The 18,954-nt window shown below is 36.6% G+C and carries 16 protein-coding genes and 3 tRNA genes; 6 read left to right on the forward strand and 13 right to left on the reverse strand.

The annotated features are described in order from the left end of the window. Nucleotides 1-7: 7 nt before the first annotated feature. A complete protein-coding gene (gene trxB, locus AAHI99_RS06520) occupies nucleotides 8-964 on the reverse strand; it encodes a thioredoxin-disulfide reductase (RefSeq protein ID WP_342228371.1) in 957 nt (318 codons plus the stop codon). A 156-nt stretch (nucleotides 965-1,120) separates the two neighbouring features. On the opposite strand from trxB, the gene AAHI99_RS06525 reads away from it, so the two are divergent. Further along, nucleotides 1,121-3,430, forward strand: a complete 2,310-nt coding sequence (locus AAHI99_RS06525) for a DNA translocase FtsK (protein ID WP_342227468.1) — start codon at nucleotides 1,121-1,123, stop codon at nucleotides 3,428-3,430. Nucleotides 3,431-3,815: 385 nt separating this feature from the next. Here the strand turns inward: AAHI99_RS06525 and AAHI99_RS06530 are convergent, their stop codons facing one another. Together AAHI99_RS06530 and cysQ are read right to left on the reverse strand one after the other, a co-directional pair. Beyond that, a complete protein-coding gene (locus AAHI99_RS06530) occupies nucleotides 3,816-4,805 on the reverse strand; it encodes a malate dehydrogenase (protein WP_342227469.1) in 990 nt (329 codons plus the stop codon). Between the two features lie 37 nt (nucleotides 4,806-4,842). Continuing rightward, nucleotides 4,843-5,628, reverse strand: coding sequence for a 3'(2'),5'-bisphosphate nucleotidase CysQ (cysQ, locus tag AAHI99_RS06535; protein ID WP_342227470.1), 786 nt, complete (start codon nucleotides 5,626-5,628; stop codon nucleotides 4,843-4,845). A gap of 76 nt (nucleotides 5,629-5,704) precedes the next feature. Between cysQ and ispD the strand changes: the two genes are divergently transcribed. Further along, nucleotides 5,705-6,412: a 2-C-methyl-D-erythritol 4-phosphate cytidylyltransferase gene (gene ispD, locus AAHI99_RS06540; RefSeq protein WP_342227471.1), complete on the forward strand. Its 708-nt coding sequence runs from the start codon at nucleotides 5,705-5,707 to the stop codon at nucleotides 6,410-6,412. A gap of 22 nt (nucleotides 6,413-6,434) precedes the next feature. Here ispD and AAHI99_RS06545 read toward each other — a convergent pair whose 3' ends face one another. From AAHI99_RS06545 to hemB, 10 genes are all read right to left on the reverse strand, one after another. Further along, nucleotides 6,435-7,892 (reverse strand): peptidylprolyl isomerase, encoded by a 1,458-nt coding sequence (locus AAHI99_RS06545; RefSeq protein WP_342227472.1) that lies wholly within the window; start codon nucleotides 7,890-7,892, stop codon nucleotides 6,435-6,437. Nucleotides 7,893-8,019: 127 nt separating this feature from the next. Then, a tRNA-Asp gene (locus AAHI99_RS06550) sits at nucleotides 8,020-8,096 on the reverse strand. Between the two features lie 12 nt (nucleotides 8,097-8,108). Beyond that, a tRNA-Val gene (locus tag AAHI99_RS06555) sits at nucleotides 8,109-8,184 on the reverse strand. Between the two features lie 42 nt (nucleotides 8,185-8,226). Further along, the gene (locus AAHI99_RS06560; protein WP_342227473.1) at nucleotides 8,227-8,505 is read right to left on the reverse strand and encodes an HU family DNA-binding protein; all 279 of its coding nucleotides are present in this window, start codon (nucleotides 8,503-8,505) and stop codon (nucleotides 8,227-8,229) included. Between the two features lie 234 nt (nucleotides 8,506-8,739). Beyond that, on the reverse strand, nucleotides 8,740-11,229 hold the full coding sequence (gene lon / locus AAHI99_RS06565; RefSeq protein WP_425288715.1) for an endopeptidase La: 2,490 nt from the start codon (nucleotides 11,227-11,229) through the stop codon (nucleotides 8,740-8,742). 20 nt (nucleotides 11,230-11,249) lie between these two features. Then, the gene (gene clpX / locus AAHI99_RS06570) at nucleotides 11,250-12,569 is read right to left on the reverse strand and encodes an ATP-dependent Clp protease ATP-binding subunit ClpX (protein WP_342227474.1); all 1,320 of its coding nucleotides are present in this window, start codon (nucleotides 12,567-12,569) and stop codon (nucleotides 11,250-11,252) included. A gap of 78 nt (nucleotides 12,570-12,647) precedes the next feature. Continuing rightward, nucleotides 12,648-13,313: an ATP-dependent Clp endopeptidase proteolytic subunit ClpP gene (gene clpP, locus AAHI99_RS06575; RefSeq protein WP_342227475.1), complete on the reverse strand. Its 666-nt coding sequence runs from the start codon at nucleotides 13,311-13,313 to the stop codon at nucleotides 12,648-12,650. 89 nt (nucleotides 13,314-13,402) lie between these two features. Beyond that, the gene (gene tig / locus AAHI99_RS06580) at nucleotides 13,403-14,728 is read right to left on the reverse strand and encodes a trigger factor (protein WP_342227476.1); all 1,326 of its coding nucleotides are present in this window, start codon (nucleotides 14,726-14,728) and stop codon (nucleotides 13,403-13,405) included. A 43-nt stretch (nucleotides 14,729-14,771) separates the two neighbouring features. After that, a tRNA-Leu gene (locus tag AAHI99_RS06585) sits at nucleotides 14,772-14,856 on the reverse strand. A 40-nt stretch (nucleotides 14,857-14,896) separates the two neighbouring features. Then, complete coding sequence (hemB, locus tag AAHI99_RS06590) at nucleotides 14,897-15,898, reverse strand: porphobilinogen synthase (RefSeq protein ID WP_342227477.1); 1,002 nt, start codon at nucleotides 15,896-15,898, stop codon at nucleotides 14,897-14,899. A gap of 174 nt (nucleotides 15,899-16,072) precedes the next feature. Here hemB and rplM point away from each other — a divergent pair, with 174 nt between their 5' ends. From rplM to AAHI99_RS06610, 4 genes are all read left to right on the forward strand, one after another. Continuing rightward, nucleotides 16,073-16,510 carry a 50S ribosomal protein L13 gene (rplM, locus tag AAHI99_RS06595; RefSeq protein ID WP_342227478.1) on the forward strand — a complete coding sequence of 146 codons (438 nt, stop codon included), beginning with the start codon at nucleotides 16,073-16,075 and terminating at the stop codon, nucleotides 16,508-16,510. A 3-nt stretch (nucleotides 16,511-16,513) separates the two neighbouring features. Then, nucleotides 16,514-16,948, forward strand: a complete 435-nt coding sequence (gene rpsI / locus AAHI99_RS06600; RefSeq protein ID WP_342227479.1) for a 30S ribosomal protein S9 — start codon at nucleotides 16,514-16,516, stop codon at nucleotides 16,946-16,948. An 82-nt stretch (nucleotides 16,949-17,030) separates the two neighbouring features. Then, nucleotides 17,031-17,606 carry a ubiquinol-cytochrome c reductase iron-sulfur subunit gene (gene petA / locus AAHI99_RS06605; protein ID WP_342227480.1) on the forward strand — a complete coding sequence of 192 codons (576 nt, stop codon included), beginning with the start codon at nucleotides 17,031-17,033 and terminating at the stop codon, nucleotides 17,604-17,606. 93 nt (nucleotides 17,607-17,699) lie between these two features. Continuing rightward, nucleotides 17,700-18,941, forward strand: a complete 1,242-nt coding sequence (locus AAHI99_RS06610; RefSeq protein ID WP_342227481.1) for a cytochrome bc complex cytochrome b subunit — start codon at nucleotides 17,700-17,702, stop codon at nucleotides 18,939-18,941. The last annotated feature ends 13 nt before the right edge of the window (nucleotides 18,942-18,954 follow it).

Below are 18,954 nucleotides of genomic sequence, written 5' to 3' on the forward strand. Positions count from 1 at the left end.
TTTCTAATTAGAAACTCTCACTTAAATATTTCTCAGCATCTAGTGCTGCCATGCAACCAGTCCCCGCGGAGGTAATGGCTTGACGGTAAACAGAATCAATAACATCACCAGAAGCAAAGACGCCCTTCACACTAGTCGCTGTTGCAAAGCCCTTATTTCCTCCTCGCACCAAAATATAGTTATTCTCCATATCTAATTGATTTTTGAATATCTCTGTGTTAGGTGTATGACCTATAGCTATAAAAACCCCATGCACTTTTAATTGACTGGTTGTATTTGTTTTAGTGTTTTTAAGTTTTAGTCCATTGACCCCTTTTTCATCCCCTAAAATACTATCCACTTCAGTTTCTAATATTAAAGAAATTTTTCCCATTTTCACTTTTGTCATTAATTTATCCACCAAAATTTTTTCTGGACGAAAAAATGCACTTCCTCTGTAAATGAGAAAAATATGATCGGCAATATTAGCCAAGTATAAAGCTTCTTCAACAGCAGTATTACCACCCCCAACAACTGCAACTTTTTGATCCTTATAAAAAAGTCCGTCACAAGTAGCACAAGCTGAAACACCTTTTCCCATAAACTCTTTTTCTGAAGGCAAACCCAAATACTTGGCTGATGCACCGGTTGCAACTATTAAAGCTTCACATTGATAAATTTTGTCGTCCCCTTTTAAAGTAAAAGGTCTTTGGGATAGATCAATTTTATTTATATGGTCAAAAATAACTTTGCTATTAAATCTCTCGACATGCCTGTTCATACGTTCCATTAAAACAGGTCCTTGTAAACCCTCTACATCACCTGGCCAATTATCAACGTCTGTAGTGGTCATCAATTGACCGCCTTTTTGCAAGCCCGTAATAATAACTGGATCAAGATTAGCTCTCGCTGCATAAAGCGCTGCTGTATACCCTGCTGGTCCGGAACCTAAAATAATTAGTCGATGATTTTGAACCTGACTCATAAAAACCACTTTAAGGTAAAAACCCAGATAATAAAAAAATTGTTATAATTAAAATTGCTAACAAAGTATAACAAAGAACGCTATAAATAGTACCTATACCCATAAGTAATCCAAAAAGACTGTATGCTTATGCTACGCCTTAAATAAGGAGCCCCCTTGAAAAAAGCCAGAACCGAAGATTTTTTACAATTAAGTCTTAAGCAGCGTCTACTAGAAGGCCTGCTCATCGTTAGTGGTGCCCTTGCTCTTTTTTTGTTTTTAGCCTTGTGGACTCACCATCCTGCACTACATACCCAAGTCTCAATGAACATAGCAGGCCGCTGGGGAGATCAACTTGCCCATTTCTTTTTTTATAGTTTTGGTTCTTTAGCCTATTTGTTCCCGGCATTACTTGTGTATGGAGGATGGCAATGTTTTAAAGGTCGTTTTTCAAGCTTGTCTTTTAGTTATCCTTTTTTGGCTTTGCGTATATTAGGTTTCCTCACTATCTTTATTGCAGCTTGTGGACTTGCTGCTTTACACAGTGCGCATACAAAACATGGTTATACCCCAGGAGGACAATTAGGAAATATTGTTACAAAAAGTTTTATTGTTCAATTTAATGTAGTCGGCAGCACATTATTTCTATTGGCTCTTTTATTAGCCAGCACAACGCTTGCAACTGGTTTTTCTTGGTTAAATATTATCGATAAAATAAGCAGCTATATCGCGGTAATGCCAGGAAAAATTGCCGAAAAAATAAAAAAACTTATAATGTATGCTATAAAAAAAAGAGCATCTGAAAAAATTAAGCCCCTGCATGCAAGCACTTTAAATAAGATTGACACAATAAATATGTCTCGCAGTAAACCTTCACCTCAATTTAATTCTATAATAAATTCACCCCTAACTAACACAGAAATAACTAATCATAATTCTCTATCTATAAAGCCTTATTCACCCCCTACCACTATAGTTTCAATTAAAAAAAATATTACTGAATCTTCTCTTCCTTCATTAACTCTATTAGATCCAGCTGAAAAATTAAGTAAAGAAGGATACACACGCGATGAACTAGAGCAACTATCACGTGATGTTGAACTGCGGTTAAAAGACTTTGGGATTCAAGTACAAGTTGTAGCTGTACATCCAGGACCTGTAGTTACACGTTTCGAAATGCAACCGGCTGCAGGAATTAAAGTAAGCCGTATCACAGGACTCGCCAAAGATTTAGCTCGGTCATTATCAGTCGTTAGCGTACGAATTGTGGAAGTTATTCCTGGGAAGTCAGTTATTGGACTCGAAGTTCCGAACAAACATCGCGAAATTGTTCGGCTCAGCGAAATATTAAGCTCAACCGCGTATCAACATGCGAGATCGCCACTTTCTCTTGCCTTAGGTAAAGATATAGCGGGCCATCCAGTCATCGTTGATCTAGGGAAAATGCCACATCTACTTGTTGCAGGAACTACAGGTTCTGGAAAATCAGTTGGTCTCAATGCCATGCTTCTTAGTATTTTATATAAAGCAACGCCTCAGCAAGTTAGATTGATTATGATAGACCCAAAAATGTTGGAATTAGCTATCTATGAAGGTATTCCTCATCTTTTAGCGCCCGTTGTCACCGATATGAAAGAAGCAGCGAATGCATTACGTTGGTGCGTCGCGGAAATGGAGCGTCGTTATAAATTAATGGCGCATTTGGGAGTAAGAAATTTAGCAGGACATAACCAAAAAATACAAGAAGCTAATGATAAAGGGCAGCCACTTAATGATCCTTTTTGGAAACCTGAGCAAGGTGGTAAAGCAGAAACTTTAGAACATCTCCCCTATATTATTGTATTAATCGATGAATTTGCTGACATGATGATGGTAGTTGGCAAAAAAGTTGAAGAGTTAATTGCAAGAATTGCCCAAAAAGCTAGAGCAGCAGGCATACATCTTATTCTAGCTACGCAAAGACCTTCTGTTGATGTTATTACAGGCTTAATCAAAGCAAATATTCCCACACGTATCTCTTTTCAGGTCTCATCGAAAATTGATTCTCGTACTATTCTTGACCAGCAAGGCGCTGATCAACTATTAGGACATGGAGATATGTTGTATTTAGCTCCTGGAACAGGTGTTCCTATTCGAGTCCATGGAGCATTCGTCGCTGACCAGGAGGTTCACCATGTAGTCAACGCCTTAAAAAAATCAGCTGTGCCTGAATATATGCTTGATCTCACTCAAGCTAATCTTAATGAAGGTGGAGATTTAGATTTTTTAGACAATAACTCCAGTGAAAAAGATGTGTTGTATGATCAAGCTGTACAAATTGTAATAGATACACGCCGTGCTTCTATTTCGAGCATTCAGCGACGGCTTAAAATTGGCTATAACCGCGCGGCGAGACTAATGGAAGATATGGAAAAAGCCGGTTTGGTCAGTGCTATGGAAAGTAATGGTAACCGTGACATTCTTATACCCGATAGATTAAATGAATAAATTTATTTTCAAAATCTGTTTAAAACTCTGGCATGATAAATATTATTTTTAGCATTTCAAAAAATTCGATTTCCTCTCTCAATCTTCTTTAATTTTTTAAAGAATGTAATTATATAATCTTTCGTTACAAAATATTTAATAAATTTTTTTTATTTAGACAATTAAAAAATAATTCGGTATTATTTTTTAATTGTCTAAATTAATTTATAAATATTTTTTATTAAAATGGTTCAAAATAAAGTTATAAATAAAAATAAAAAAGCTGTTAATCAAAAATAATAATTTTCGGCTTATTGGAAAATAAAAATAATTTTTTATATTGTACGGAGGAAAGAAACTTTAATTAAAAAAATCCACCGTACAATTTTTTGTTTTCGGGCATTAATCAAATCAAACCCATTTCTTTTATTTCATCTTTTTCTGCTCGCAACTCATTCAAGCTCAGTTTAATTTTTTCTTGTCCAAATAAATTATGCTGAATATCAGTGACTATGCTAAATTGATCATTTTCAATCCGGCTCGGAAAAGAAAATATTAATCCTTTATCAACTCCATATTGACCTGTGGAACATGAAGCAACCGAAAAAAAATCATCTTTTTTTGTATCATGTGTTAAATGATAAATACTACCCACTACTGCATTAGCTGCAGAAGCAGCAGAGGATGCTCCTCTAGCCTTAATGACAGCTGCTCCTCGTTTCTGCACTATTGGGATAAAGTCATTTTCTAACCAATTTTTATCAGTAATCAGTTCAATTACAGGTTTATTTGCAATTTTAGCGTTATAAAAATCAGGATATTGTGTTGATGAATGATTTCCCCAAATTGCCATTTGAGTCACTTCATCGACTGAAACTACCGCTTTTTTAGCCAATTGAGCTCGAGCTCGATTTTCATCTAATAAAGTCATAGCAAAAAAACGATCCTTGGGGATATCTGGGGCATGGTGCATGGCGATCAAACAATTGGTATTACAGGGATTTCCTACCACAAAGATTTTTACATTCGCAGCAGCATGAGCATTGATGGCTTTTCCTTGCGGAGCAAATATACTACCATTTATTTTTAACAGATCCGCACGCTCCATCCCTTCTTTACGCGGCATGGACCCAACTAAAATAGCCCAATTAATATCCTTCATCGATTCGTTTAATTGAGTGGTACAGATAATATTTTTTAATAATGGAAAAGCACAATCATCAAGTTCCATTGCTATTCCATGTAACATGGGAAGGCTTTTTTCCAATTCTAATAAATGAAGTATCACCGGTTGATCAGAACCAAACATTTGACCTGATGCGATACGAAATAACAAAGCATAGCCTATTTGACCAGCGGCTCCGGTAATGGCAATTTTAATCGGTTTTTTGTTCATATTTAGATTCCTATAAAACTAATATGTAGTAATTTTTTTACGACTTAAGATAATGTAACCAATGACATTGTTTATCCGCTACAGCCAAAAAATTAGCAATCTGTAGAGAAGATGACATATTATACTGCAATTCCTGGCCTGTATTATCGATAACTAGACCTCCTGCCTCTTTAAGTATGCACTGCCCTGCGGCTGTGTCCCATTCAAAGGTAGGAGAAAAACGCGGATAAATATCAGCTAAACCTTCAGCCAACCAACAAAATTTTAATGCGCTTCCACAATATAATAAATTTAAACTGGAAAATTGAGCTAAAAATTTCTTTAATTCCTCCTTACCGTGTCGACGGCTTATCACCGCGGTGATTGGCTGTTCTTCTTCCCAAGCTCGGCTAAGTATTATTTTGGGCTGAGCCCGACCTAATTGCTTATAAGCTCCTAGTCCCTTACTAGCAAAATAACAAATATTCTTGGATGGAACAAATATAACTCCTAAACTTGGCTTATGCTGCTCGATTAAAGCAATATTAATAGTAAATTCGCCATTTTTATCTAAAAATTCTTTTGTTCCATCCAAAGGATCAATTAACCAATATTTCTCCCAGAATCGACGTTTTTGAAAAGATATAGGTATAGATTCTTCAGAAATAATAGGCAAATCAGGGGTTAAATAGCGCAATCCTTGACAAATACAATCATGAGAGGCTAAATCTGCGACAGTAATAGGGGATTTATCTGCTTTATATTCAATAGTTAGATCGCGTTGGTAAATATTAAGAATTTGATTCCCAGCTTGTTTAGCAAGAGAAACTATATCGTTAAGCAAAGAATTCATAAGTTGGCAGTATACAGCTCATTAAGAAAATACAAAAATTTAAACTGTTTAGGACTTAAACCTAAAAATGAAAGACTCAACTAATTATTTTGCAATAGTACCAGCTGCAGGCGTGGGTAATCGTATGCAAATGGATTTACCTAAACAATATATATCTGTAAATGGAAAAAAAATACTCGAATACACATTAGCTACTTTATTGAACTATCAAAAATTTAAAAAATGTGTTGTGGTTATCAATAAAGAAGACAAGCATTGGCCAACTCTCCAATTAATCTCACCCCATTTAGTCACAGTTTGGGGAGGAAAAGAACGTTGTCATTCGGTATTTAATGGTTTATTAGCTTTAAAAAAATTTGCAAAAAAAAATGATTGGGTGTTAGTACATGATGCTGCACGGCCACTTTTGCATCACAACGATATGGATAAGCTAATTATGTATCTGGATAACCATCCTGTAGGAGGGCTTTTAGGGTACCCAATAAAGAATACTGTTAAACTCCTTAATAATCAATATCTTGAAACTTTGGATCGAAAAAAATTATGGGTGGCAGTAACGCCTCAAATGTTTCGCTACCATTGGCTAGTCAACGCACTTGATTCAACTATCAAAAAAAATCAATTCCCTACTGATGAAGCCAATGCAATTGAGTTATTTGGTCAGCAACCTAAAATGATAGAAGGACGTAGAGATAATATTAAAATGACTGATAAAGAAGATTTGAATTTACTTAATTATTATCTTTCTATTCGACCTGATCTTTGTCAATCTTAATCTTTTAAATGCACAGTGGTTATTAATTAACTAATTTAGCTTTTTTCAATAAGTTATGTCTATATAGAGCATATTCCAACTGGCCAAAACTTTTGGCTATTTCTTCACGATAAAGATTTGACGTAGAGTTGGTTGTAAGCTGGTATTTTTCATCGTGAACTGCAATTAACCTAACCAACGCATAATCTCCTGTTTCCAAGCTAATGCCTTTCATCGGTAATATGCTTGAAATATTCTTATTCGGGGGAGTTAACATAAATGCAGTTTTTACTATATCCTTATTTAATTTATTATTATACCGATTAACTTGCTGAATAAACTGCCATTTTAAATTTTTACCCGTGAAACTTATAGGAGTAATGGCAGTTTTTTCTAACTTTTTGAGTAAATTCTCTCCAAACTGTTGCGCTTCAGAAATAGCAGTTTGTTGATTCAAAATTACTTTGATTTTTTCTCGCACCTCGTTAAAAGGCTGTATACCTGCGGGTTGATATTTTTTGATTCGCAAAACAATGGCGATATTCGGATTAATGTTAATAACCGAACTATTATTTCCTTGCAAAACATCTTGGCTAAACGTAGCAGCAATGATTTTTGGAACTTTACTCAATTTTTCTTTTCCCCCATCCCTATCGAAAAAACCTGTGGAATGTATCGTTAAATTCAATTTCTTTGCTGCGATTGCTAAAGAATCAGGATGGATATAAGTTAAATTGGCTAAGCTAGCTCTATTTTCCAGGAAGGTCTTTTCATCCTTAGAAGAAAGTTGGACATATTCAATACTAGCTTGTTCTGGTTGGCTAAAGATTTGTTTATTTTTCAGATAATAAGCGAAAATTTTGGAATCCTGCGGCATGAATTGTTGGTGTAAAAATCTTGAATGAGGAATAATAAGATATGCAAAATCCCTTTTTTGATGCGTATATTTTACGTAATTGTTGATATCGAGAGGTAAAGCAAATGCGCTTTGTGTAATCCCTTGCTGCACCTGGTTAATGAGCAGTGTCTTTTTTATGTCCATTAAAAACTGAAGTTTGGTATAATTTACAGCATGTAACACATCATAAAATTGTTCAACAGAAAAACGACCTGCTAATTGAAATGCTGGAATTTGTAATAAAACAGAATCTATTGAAGCCTGACTAATGCGATATTTGGATTGTAACGCTGCTTGAAATAAAACTTGTTTGGTTTCCCACTCCTGTAAAGTTTGTTGTCTTAATTGTTCAATCATTTCTTCATTATTAGAAAAATTTTTCCCCAGGCGATCCCGAGCTTCTTGATAAGCACGTTGATATGCCTTATCAAAATCTCTCTGCAGTAACATTTGACCCGCAATCTTAGCAACTACTTTATTATTTCTTCCTGCATTAAGTTCTAAATAGCCGTGGATTCCCCATAGAGCAAAAACAATAATTAATAATCCGATTACTGTGCTGGTTATCCAGCCTTGCGTTCTATCACGAATGGATTGCAACATATTAAGGAAACTTTAGTTTAAATCAATATAAAAAGCTTTTTAACGAAAAAAATAAACTCTAGTGAGAACATTTTATTATTCTAACTTTAATTTACATTTACAATTAATATTTAAAATTTTAGAGGACTGGCGGAGTGGACGGGACTCGAACCCGCGACCCCCGGCGTGACAGGCCGGTATTCTAACCAACTGAACTACCACTCCCGCAATATATTATGGTGGGTGCTGTAGGGATCGAACCTACGACCCTCGCCTTGTAAGGGCGATGCTCTACCAACTGAGCTAAGCACCCTGTTGAAAGGGACGTCATTCTAAACTTATTTGCAAGATATTGCTACCCTTTTTGCACAGCGTCTTTTAATGCCTTCCCTGCTTTAAACGCTACAACATTGCTTGCCTTAATATGTAAAGATTCTCCTGTCTTAGGATTACGTCCAGTACGTGCTTTACGATGACGAACACAAAGTGTAGCAAATCCAACTAAGCTAACATCTTCTCCCTTACATAAAGCTGTAGTGATAGAGTCTAAAATTTTTTCTAAAGTCTTTCCTGCAACATTTTTTGGAACTTGGGCAGCTTCCACAATAACGTCAACTAAATCTGATTTGTTCATATACCCTCACAACGGTAAAAATTAAGGCACATACCTTTAAATTGAATTTTAAGCGTCTTGCTATAGATTATAAGTGAACTGTTTATATCAATAGCGTGAATCCTCTGTCAAGGGAATAAGAGATATAGCTTCACTTAAATTTTTTTCAGTATTGCTGCTCAATTTGCAATCTACGACAGGCAACGCACTTGGGTGCTTCAGCGACCTTGACAGAAACTTCATTGCTGTAAGTATCTAACGAGTATTTGTAGTAGGATTAATTTTTGCTTGATTTTTTTTATCAATTAGCTTGATAGGTACAATCATTTTTTTTTCTCGCTTCTTTTTAGCATTAGACTTAACTGAAGCTTTTTCTGGATGTTGTAAAGCAATATCCAGCACTTGATCTATCCAACGAACGGGATGAATAATTAAACCTTCTTTGATATTTTTTGGAATTTCTTTGAGATCCCGTTTGTTCTCTTCAGGGATAATAACTTCACGTATCCCCCCACGATGAGCTGCAAGTAATTTTTCTTTTAAACCACCAATTGGCAAAACTTCACCACGTAAAGTTATTTCTCCTGTCATCGCGACATCAGCTCGTACAGGTACTTTAGTAATTGCAGAAACCAATGCTGTACACATACCTATCCCAGCACTAGGGCCGTCTTTGGGCGTTGCACCTTCAGGAACATGAACATGGATATCCTTTTTTTCATAAAAGTGAATAGGAATACCTAAGATTTCAGCACGACTTCGCACCACTGTTAAAGCAGCTTGGATAGACTCCTGCATCACTTCGCCCAGATGGCCTGTATAACTTGTTTTTCCTTTTCCAGGCACTACTGCCGCTTCAATAGTTAATAAATCACCGCCAACTTCTGTCCAAGCCAAACCACTTACTTGACCTACTTGATCATGCTGCTCAACTAATCCGTAACGATACCGCCTTACGCCAAGATATTTTTCTAAGTTATGACTAGTCACAGTAATTGATTTTACACTAGGCTTACGCGCAATTTCTGTAACAACTTTCCGACAAGTTTTAGCAATTTCACGTTCAAGACTACGAACACCTGCTTCACGAGTATAATAACGAATAATGTCCTGCAATGCGCTTTCAGCCAAAATTAATTCTTTATTTTTTGCTGTAATTTTTAAACCATTCTGAATAAGTTGTTTAGGTAATAAGTGTTGTTTAGCAATGTTAATTTTTTCATCTTCGGTGTAACCAGGTATACGAATAACTTCCATGCGATCTAACAAAGCTGGAGGAATATTCAAAGTATTTGCCGTGGCTATAAATAAAACTTCAGATAAGTCATAACTTACTTCAAGATAATGATCATCGAAAGCGTGGTTTTGTTCAGGATCTAATACTTCAAGTAATGCTGCTGCTGGGTCCCCCCTAAAATCCATTGCCATTTTATCGATTTCATCAAGCATAAATAGAGGATTCTTGACCCCTACCTTAGCCATTTTTTGCATAATTCGACCAGGCATAGAACCAATATAGGTACGACGATGGCCTCTAATTTCTGCTTCATCGCGTACACCACCCAAGGACATACGTACAAATTCACGTCCTATGGCCTCAGCAATAGATTGTCCTAAGGATGTTTTTCCAACACCAGGTGGACCTACTAAGCATAAAATTGGACCCTTTAATTTTTTAACCCGTTGATGAACTGCCAAAAACTCAATAATCCGCTCTTTGACTTTTTCCAAACCATAATGCGCTTCTTGTAGTACTTTTTGCGCTTTGTCTAAATCGTAACGTACCTTGCTGCGTTTATTCCAAGGAAGAGATAAAATCCAATCTAAATAATTTCGACTTACTGTCGCTTCAGCCGCCATAGGAGACATTGATTTTAATTTATTTAGTTCAGCGATTGATTTATCCTTCACCTCTTTAGGCATTTTTGCTTTTTCGATACGTTTTGCAAGATCATCTAGCTCATTCGTAACGCCTTGAGACTCGCCCAGTTCCTTTTGAATCGCTTTAACCTGTTCATTTAAATAATATTCTCGTTGACTTCTTTCCATTTGCTTTTTAACACGTCCGCGAATACGCTTTTGTATTTGCAATAGATCAATTTCACTTTCAAGGAAAGCTAATAATCGTTCTAAACGTTTTTTTAATGGAAAAATTTCGAGTATTTCTTGTTTTTCTTGAATTCTAAGTGCCAAGTGTGCCGCAATCATATCGGCCAACCGGCCAGGGTTATCAATGCTCGATAAGGTACTTAAAATTTCTAGAGGGATTTTCTTATTTAACTTAACGTATTGTTCGAATTGACTTAAAATTGTTCGTGTTAGAACCTCAATCTCTTGATCAGGCTCAACTGAAGGTATACCTACGATTTCAATATCTGCGGCAATATAATCTTTCTCTTGGAAAAATTGCTTAACTTTACCTCGTTGAGAACCTTCAACCAATACTTTAACAGTGCCATCTTTCAACTCTAGCAATTGTAAAATGGTAGCTATCGTTCCAACTTGATAAAAATCTTCAATAGTAGGGCTATCTTCAGCTGGGTTTTTTTGTGCAATAAGCAGAACTTTTTTCTCCGCACTGGATTCAGCCATCGCGGCTTCTAAAGCTTTAATTGACTGCTTTCTACCTACAAATAGCGGTATTACCATATGAGGATAAACTACAACATCTCTTAAAGGGAGCAGCGGAAGCTTCTCTGAAAGTTTAGAAGTTGCTGTCCCGCCGCCCATTAGTTGCTTTGCCATAAATTCAACCTTTGAAAGATTTACTCGCTACCCGCCGCTATTTCTTTATTATCTAATTCAATTTCTTTTTCTTGTTTGTAAATCACCAAGGGTTTTGCTCCCTTGCTAACGGTGCTTGCTTCAATAACAATTTTATTTACATTCTGCATAGAAGGCAATTCATACATTGTATCTAATAAAACACTTTCTAAGATTGCACGTAAACCTCTTGCGCCTGTTTTACGTTCTAGAGCTCTTCTAGCCACCATTTGTAAAGCGTCTTCACGAAATTCTAAATCAACGTTGTCCATTTTAAATAATTTGAAATATTGTTTGATCAATGCGTTCTTAGGTTCCTTTAAGATTTGAATTAGCATTTTTTCATCAAGTTCTTCTAAAGTTGCAATAACAGGTAAACGTCCGATTAGCTCGGGTATAATTCCATATTTAATTAAATCTTCTGATTCAAGCCGATTTAACAACGTTGTTAAACTCCTTTTATCCCCTTTGCTGCGTACATCAGCAGAAAATCCAATTCCAGTTTTCTCGGTACGTTCACGAATAATTTTTTCTAGACCGGAGAAAGTACCACCACAAATAAATAAAATATTAGTAGTATCTATCTGTACTGTCTCTTGATTAGGATGCTTACGTCCCCCTTGCAGAGGCACAGAAGCAACAGTACCTTCAAGTAATTTAAGTAATCCTTGTTGAACACCTTCACCTGAAACATCTCGAGTAATAGAGGGGTTTTCGGCGCGACGACTAATTTTATCAATTTCATCGATATATATAATTCCTAGCTGAGCCTTTTCAATGTTTCCATTAGCAGCTTGTAATAACTTTTGTAAGATATTTTCTACATCATCACCTACATAACCCGCTTCGGTTAAGGTTGTTGCATCCGCAATAGCAAAAGGTAAATTGAAAAATCGCGCTAAAGTTTTTGCTAATAATGTTTTACCGCTCCCAGTAGGACCTATAAGCAACACATTACTCTTACTAAGTTCGGTATCATCTTTGACGTTCAGCGGATGAAGGCGCGCCTTTTTAATTAATTCTAGCCGCTTATAATGGTTGTAAGCAGCTACAGATAATATTTTCTTAGCAAATTCTTGGCCTATAACAAATTCGTTAAATACATCATGAATCTCTGTAGGCTTAGGAATGGACATACCGCCTTCTTGGCGCGGAACTTCCTGTTGAAACTCTTCTTGCAAAATATCACTACATAGCTGCACGCATTCATTACAAATAAAAATAGAAGGGCCTGCAATTAACTTTGGCACTTCATCCTGACTTTTACCGCAAAATGAACAGTGAAGAGGCCCCGAGGTTTTATCGTTTATGGAACTACTCATATTTTATTACCTCAACAAACTATTATTCATATATTGATATTTAAACAAAATTTTAAAAACTTTCGAATAACTAACTACTTAATCAACTGATGAAACAGCTAAAGATTCTTTGGTTTTCCCAGTTTCCGCACGCATTGTTAAAACTGCGTCGATTAAGCCATAATCTATGGCTTGCTGCGCTCCCATGAAATTATCCCGATCGGTATCACGTAAAATCTGCTCCGTATTTTTTCCTGTATGTTTGGCCATAATATTGTTAATTCTTTCTCTAACTAACAACATTTCACGGGTATGGATTTCAATATCCGTTGCTTGCCCCTGATAGCCGCCTAAAGGTTGATGAATCATCATCCGCGCATGTGGTAAACAATGGCGTTTTCCTTTTGTCCCACCGCAAAGCAACAAAGCTGCTGCGCTGGCCGCTTGGCCAATACACATCGTACTCACATCGGGTTTGATAAATTGCATGGTATCGTAAATAGCTAATCCAGATGTCACCACGCCTCCTGGTGAATTAATATAAAGCGAAATATCTTTGTCAGGATTTTCAGACTCTAAAAAAAGCATTTGCGCAATAATTAAATTGGCCATGTGATCTTCAATAGGGCCCACAACAAAGATAATGCGATCTTTTAATAAACGAGAATAAATATCATAAGCCCTTTCTCCTCGGCCGGTTTGCTCAACGACCATAGGGACTAACAATGAATTCGTTACTTCCTTTGATAAACTGCGTAAATACATAATTACTCTCTAAATATAAAAATAAATTTTTTGATTATTGCTAAGATATAACATATTCGTTATTTAAAAAACTAAAACTAATTAGCCAATTAAACTGCTACTCCATCAGTATTGTCCACACCACCACTTTTCTTTGTGAGATTCATAATTTCCGAATACTCAGCTAGTTTTTCGGTGTATTCTACTTCTTCTAATAATTTATCAATTACTTGCTCTTCCAAAACCGAAGAACGAATGTTCATCATCATGTTTTTGTCTTTATACAACTTATCCCGCACCATTTGATCAAATTGAAAAGCTCCTACTAGTTTATCAATATGTTGTTGAACTCGAGATTCGTCAACATGCAGATGATGCTTTTCAATAAGTGCATTGAATAACAATCCAAGCGTAACTCGTCGATAGGCCATTTTCATTAAATCTGCTTTTTCAATTTCTGATAAGCTAATTCTTTCATTATTTTGTTGTTTTTGCTGCCTAAACACATCTTGCTCTAAACGATTAAACTCTTGGTTAAGCGCTCCCTGTGGCAACTCATTAATAGCATGCATAGTAACTAACTTATCTATGACTTGAGTTTTTAATTTTTCACGTAAAATTCTATTTAACTCTATCTGCATGTGTTCTCTAACTTGACCTTTTAAAGCTTCGATAGTGCCCTCTTTAATATCAAGCCGTTTTGCAAAAGCATTATCTAATTCAGGTAATTTTGCTTTTGCAACTTTTTTTACTTTTATTGTTGCTGAGTTACCTTGTTCAGATCCTTGTTCTTTAGGGAGAGAAACTGATAAAGTGTCTCCAGCCACGCTAGAAAGCAATGCTGAAAAACCTTCGGGAATTTTATCTTCCTCAAGAACCCATTGTAAATCTCTACGCGTTTTCTCTTCTGCATCGGCAAAAACTATGTCAAAGCTCACCCGATCGCCATAACAAGCTTTATCAGGTACTTCAATCCACTCAGCATATTGCTTACGCATTTGCTCTAACACCTTAACTATATCTTCCTCGGTTATATTTACTTTAAGTCTTTCTAAGCTAGCACCTTTTAATGTAGGCACCTCTACTTGCGGATAAATTTCAAAGCTTGCTGTATAAGTAAGATCTGCCCCCGGCTCTGCTTTTATGGACTCAATATGGGGATGTCCTACTGGATTTAAAGTCTCTTGCTCTAAAGCAGTAGACAAACTAATCTGTAAAGATTTTTCGATGACCTCTTGCCAAATACTACTTCCATAAAGCTTCTCAATATGGCTTGGCGGCACTTTTCCAGCCCGAAACCCATCCAAACGGGTCTTTTTAGCCAATTCAAGAATATGTAGCTTCTTTCTCTCTTCTAACTGGCTGATAGGCACTGTGACACTTAGACGTCGAGTAAAGTTGTCAACGCTTTCTACCGAAACTTGCATTTCATTCATAAATTTTAAGGCTCTTATCGTTGTAAATCCTAGGGGGCCATGCTGGTGCGAAAGGAGAGACTCGAACTCTCAAGGGTTACCCCACTGGAACCTAAATCCAGCGCGTCTACCAATTTCGCCACTTTCGCAAAGGTCGTTAATTATACAGGTATCTTATCATGAAAAAAATCAATCTAGTGAATTTGTCAGCCAACTAGCTGCTTGCTTGGCAAAATAGGTCAAAATACCATCAGCTCCAGCGCGTTTCATAGCGACAAGACCCTCCAAAATACTCTCACGCTCATTTAAATAGCCTTGCATAATAGCAGCTTTTTGCATGGCATATTCACCACTAACCTGGTAAATAAAAGTAGGTACCCCAAAATGCTGCTTGATGCGATAAAGAATATCCAAATAGGGCATGCCTGGCTTTACCATGACTATATCTGCTCCTTCAGCAAGGTCTAATGCTACCTCTTGTAGAGCCTCATTGCTATTTGCAGGGTCCATTTGGTAGGTTTTTTTGTCAGCGGTCTTTAATTGCCCAACAGTTCCTATCGCATCACGAAAGGGCCCATAAAAATGAGAAGCGTATTTAGCAGAATAGGCTATGATTTGAGTATTTTGATAGCCCTTTTCCTCTAGCGCCTTACGAATCCAGCCAATTCTACCATCCATCATATCAGAAGGGGCAATAGCATCCACACCCGCTTGAGCATAGCAAAGCGCTTGTTTAACCAATATCTCTATTGATTCATCATTTAAAATAACACCCCGTTCAGATAAAATACCATCATGACCATGTGATGTGTAAGGATCAAGAGCAATATCTGCGATGATCCCCATTTCTGGAAAATTTTTCTTTAATTCTCTTATCGCATGAGGGATTAAGCCTTCTGGATTATAAGCCTCACAAGCATCCCGGGTTTTATCTTTTGCAGGAATAACTGGAAATAATGCAATAGCGGGGAGTTTCAACTGTTGTAAAACACTGACTTCATCCAATAAATAATCTAAGGTAAGCCGCTCTATCCCAGGCATCGTTACTATATTCTGCTTTTGACTTTCCCCAGGCAGCAGAAATACTGGGTAAATTAAATCATCACAGCTAAGTCTAGTTTCGCGTATTAGGCGCCGGCTAAATTGATTCTCTCTTAGGCGACGTAAGCGCGTATGAGGAAACTGACGCATAAAGTACCTACCTATTAAATTGTTCTATATTTTGCAGCACTTTAACTGATTAAATTACATATTTAAACAATACTCAACACCGTACTTGTATTGTTTGATTTATTTTTGTTAGAATCATCCGCCCTACTCATGAGAGTAGTCATTGCATTTTGAGAGCTTCGGAGCTTCCCAGTTATGAAAACATTGATGGCCAAACCCGGCCTTATTGAACAAAAATGGCTTTTGATTGACGCCTCAGGTAAAACCTTGGGTAACCTGGCTACTAAAATAGCTCATATTTTGCGCGGAAAACATAAGCCAGAATTCACACCTCATGTTGATACTGGGGATTATATTGTTGTTATTAATGCTGAAAAAGTGACTGTAACCGGCACGAAGGCTAAAAATAAATTATATGAGCGCTATACTGGCTATCCTGGTGGACTAAAATCTATTTCTTTTGAAAAGTTGCAAAAAAGCTTTCCTGCTCGAATTATTGAAAAAGCTGTTAAAGGCATGCTCCCTAAAAATCCTTTAGGTTATGCCATGATAAGTAAACTTAAAGTCTATGCTGGTTCTGCACATCCTCATAGCGCTCAAAACCCAAAACCAACTAGCATTGATAGGTTATAAATTATGGCATTAGAACAGAATTATGGTACAGGTCGCCGCAAAACAGCGACCGCTAGAGTATTCCTTAGAAAGGGAACTGGTATTATCCGAGTAAATGGTCGTACTTTAGAAAATTATTTTGGACGTGAAACAGCCCAAATGGTTGTGAACCAGCCACTAGAAGTTGTTGATCAAATGGGTAAATTTGATATAACAGTAACAGTTTCTGGTGGAGGGAGCAGCGGTCAAGCAGGTGCTGTCCGACATGGGATAAGTCGAGCCTTAATAGGTTATGACGAATCAACCACTATAAACACCGATGATGATGCTGGTAACGATGTTTCATTTCGTCGGTTATTACGCCGTGCCGGTTTGGTTACTCGAGATGCAAGAAAAGTTGAACGGAAAAAAGTCGGTCGACATAAAGCGCGTAAGGGAACTCAATATTCTAAACGATAATCATCGTGTATTATTTATTGTGGTGTTTTTAGAAACCATGCATATCAATAATTAGTTATATACTTTTTAACGACGAAAAAAAATGGAAGAAGATCGTCGCCATTTATTGGCTATTATAATAACTATCATGGCTGGATTTGGTATAGCCGCAAGCACTATACCTTTTTTAGCATCATTACAGCCAACTATAGAAACACTCGCACAAGCGACTGGTTCCGTGGAAGTTGATCTAACTCATCTGGCACCAGGTGAATCCATGGTGGTTGCTTGGCAAAATAAGCCTATTTGGATTATCCGACGAACCCAAGCAATGTTAGATAATCTTTCTAATATTCATTCTTTATTGCGCGATCCAGATTCTTCAACAGAACAACAACCCATTTATGCGCGTAATGAATATCGCTCTCTTAATCCTGAATATTTGATACTTATTGGCTTATGCACCCATTTAGGTTGCTCTCCGCAATTTAAACCCTCACCAGGAGAGTTAAATAGCAAATGGCCCGGTGGTTTATATTGTCCGTGTCATGGTTCTAAATTTGATCTTGCAGGACGGGTTATGAAAGGAGTTCCTGCACCCATTAACCTCAAAATTCCTCCCTATCGATTCATAAACGTGCATACTGTCGTGATAGGCGAAAATCCAAATTTAGTGTAATAAAAAAATTCATTTGCTCACAGCAACTGAAAATTTAGCGAGATTTTGCAAATAAACATCTTAGGCATCTAAAACAATCTTGGGGATTGATAATTGCGCAGCGCAGACAAAAATTTAACTCCTAAAAATATAATCAATTGGGTGTCAGAACGTTTTCCAATCAATGAATACATACACCAGCATTTAACGCATTACTATTTACCGAAAAATCTTAATTTTTGGTATTTTTTTGGTTCTTTAAGCCTGTTTACTTTTTTTTTGCAAATTTTGACCGGCATATGGTTAACCCTCTTTTACACCCCAACGCCTGAAGGAGCATTTGCTTCAATCGAAATGATGATGCGAGATATACCTTATGGATGGTTATTCCGCTATCTACATTCTACTGGGGCTTCTGCTTTTTTTCTAATAATTTACGCACACATCTTTCGCAGCCTTTTATATGGATCCTATAAAAAACCTAGGGAACTAGTTTGGTTGTTAGGTGTATGTCTTTATATTATTTTATTACTAGAGGCGTTCCTTGGCTATTTACTACCCTGGGGACAAACCTCCTATTGGGCAAGCCAAATTGGCACTTCATTGCTAGATTCAATTCCCAAAATTGGCCCAACGCTTACGCTTTGGATACGAGGTAATAACACTGTATCAGGGGAAACTTTACATCGTTTTTTCGCCTTCCATGTGATCGCTATCCCTTTAATTTTGGTTTTTTTAATTCGGCTACATCTTACTGCTTTACATAAAGTTGGCTGTAATAATCCTGAAGGAATTTCTGTATTGGCAAAACCAAACTTACATAATAAATCGCTTCATAAACTCCCTTTTCACCCATATTACTCAGTCAAAGAATTGCATGCTTTGCTAATTTTTCTGCTTATTTTTTCCATTATCGTATTTTTTGTTCCCGAAATGCATGGGTATTTCCTTGAAGCAAATAATTTCATACCTGCAAACCCTTTATTGACTCCTAGTCATATCGAACCAATATGGTATTTGGCGCCTTTTTATGGTGTATTATGCATTATCCCTAATAAGTCATTAGGCATTTTAATTATGCTAGGAGTTATTTGCGTACCATTTGTGTTGCCTTGGCTTGACCGCAGCCCGGTTCGATCGATGCGCTATAGAGGTTATTATTCTCGTTGTGCTTTAGCAATTTTTATACTAAGTTTTAGCTTGCTCAGTTATATGAGTACAACCATACTTAATCCTAATAAGATACTTCTCTTACAAGTTTTATTGATAAACTATTTTCTTTTTTTTCTCTTCATGCCCTTTTATACAAAATATGAAAAAAATAAACCGCTACCCAAATCTATATGTGGAAAATAAGTATATTTTTTCT

It is taken from the genome of Rickettsiella endosymbiont of Rhagonycha lignosa (assembly GCF_964031165.1).
Classification (GTDB): Bacteria; Pseudomonadota; Gammaproteobacteria; order Diplorickettsiales; family Diplorickettsiaceae; genus Aquirickettsiella.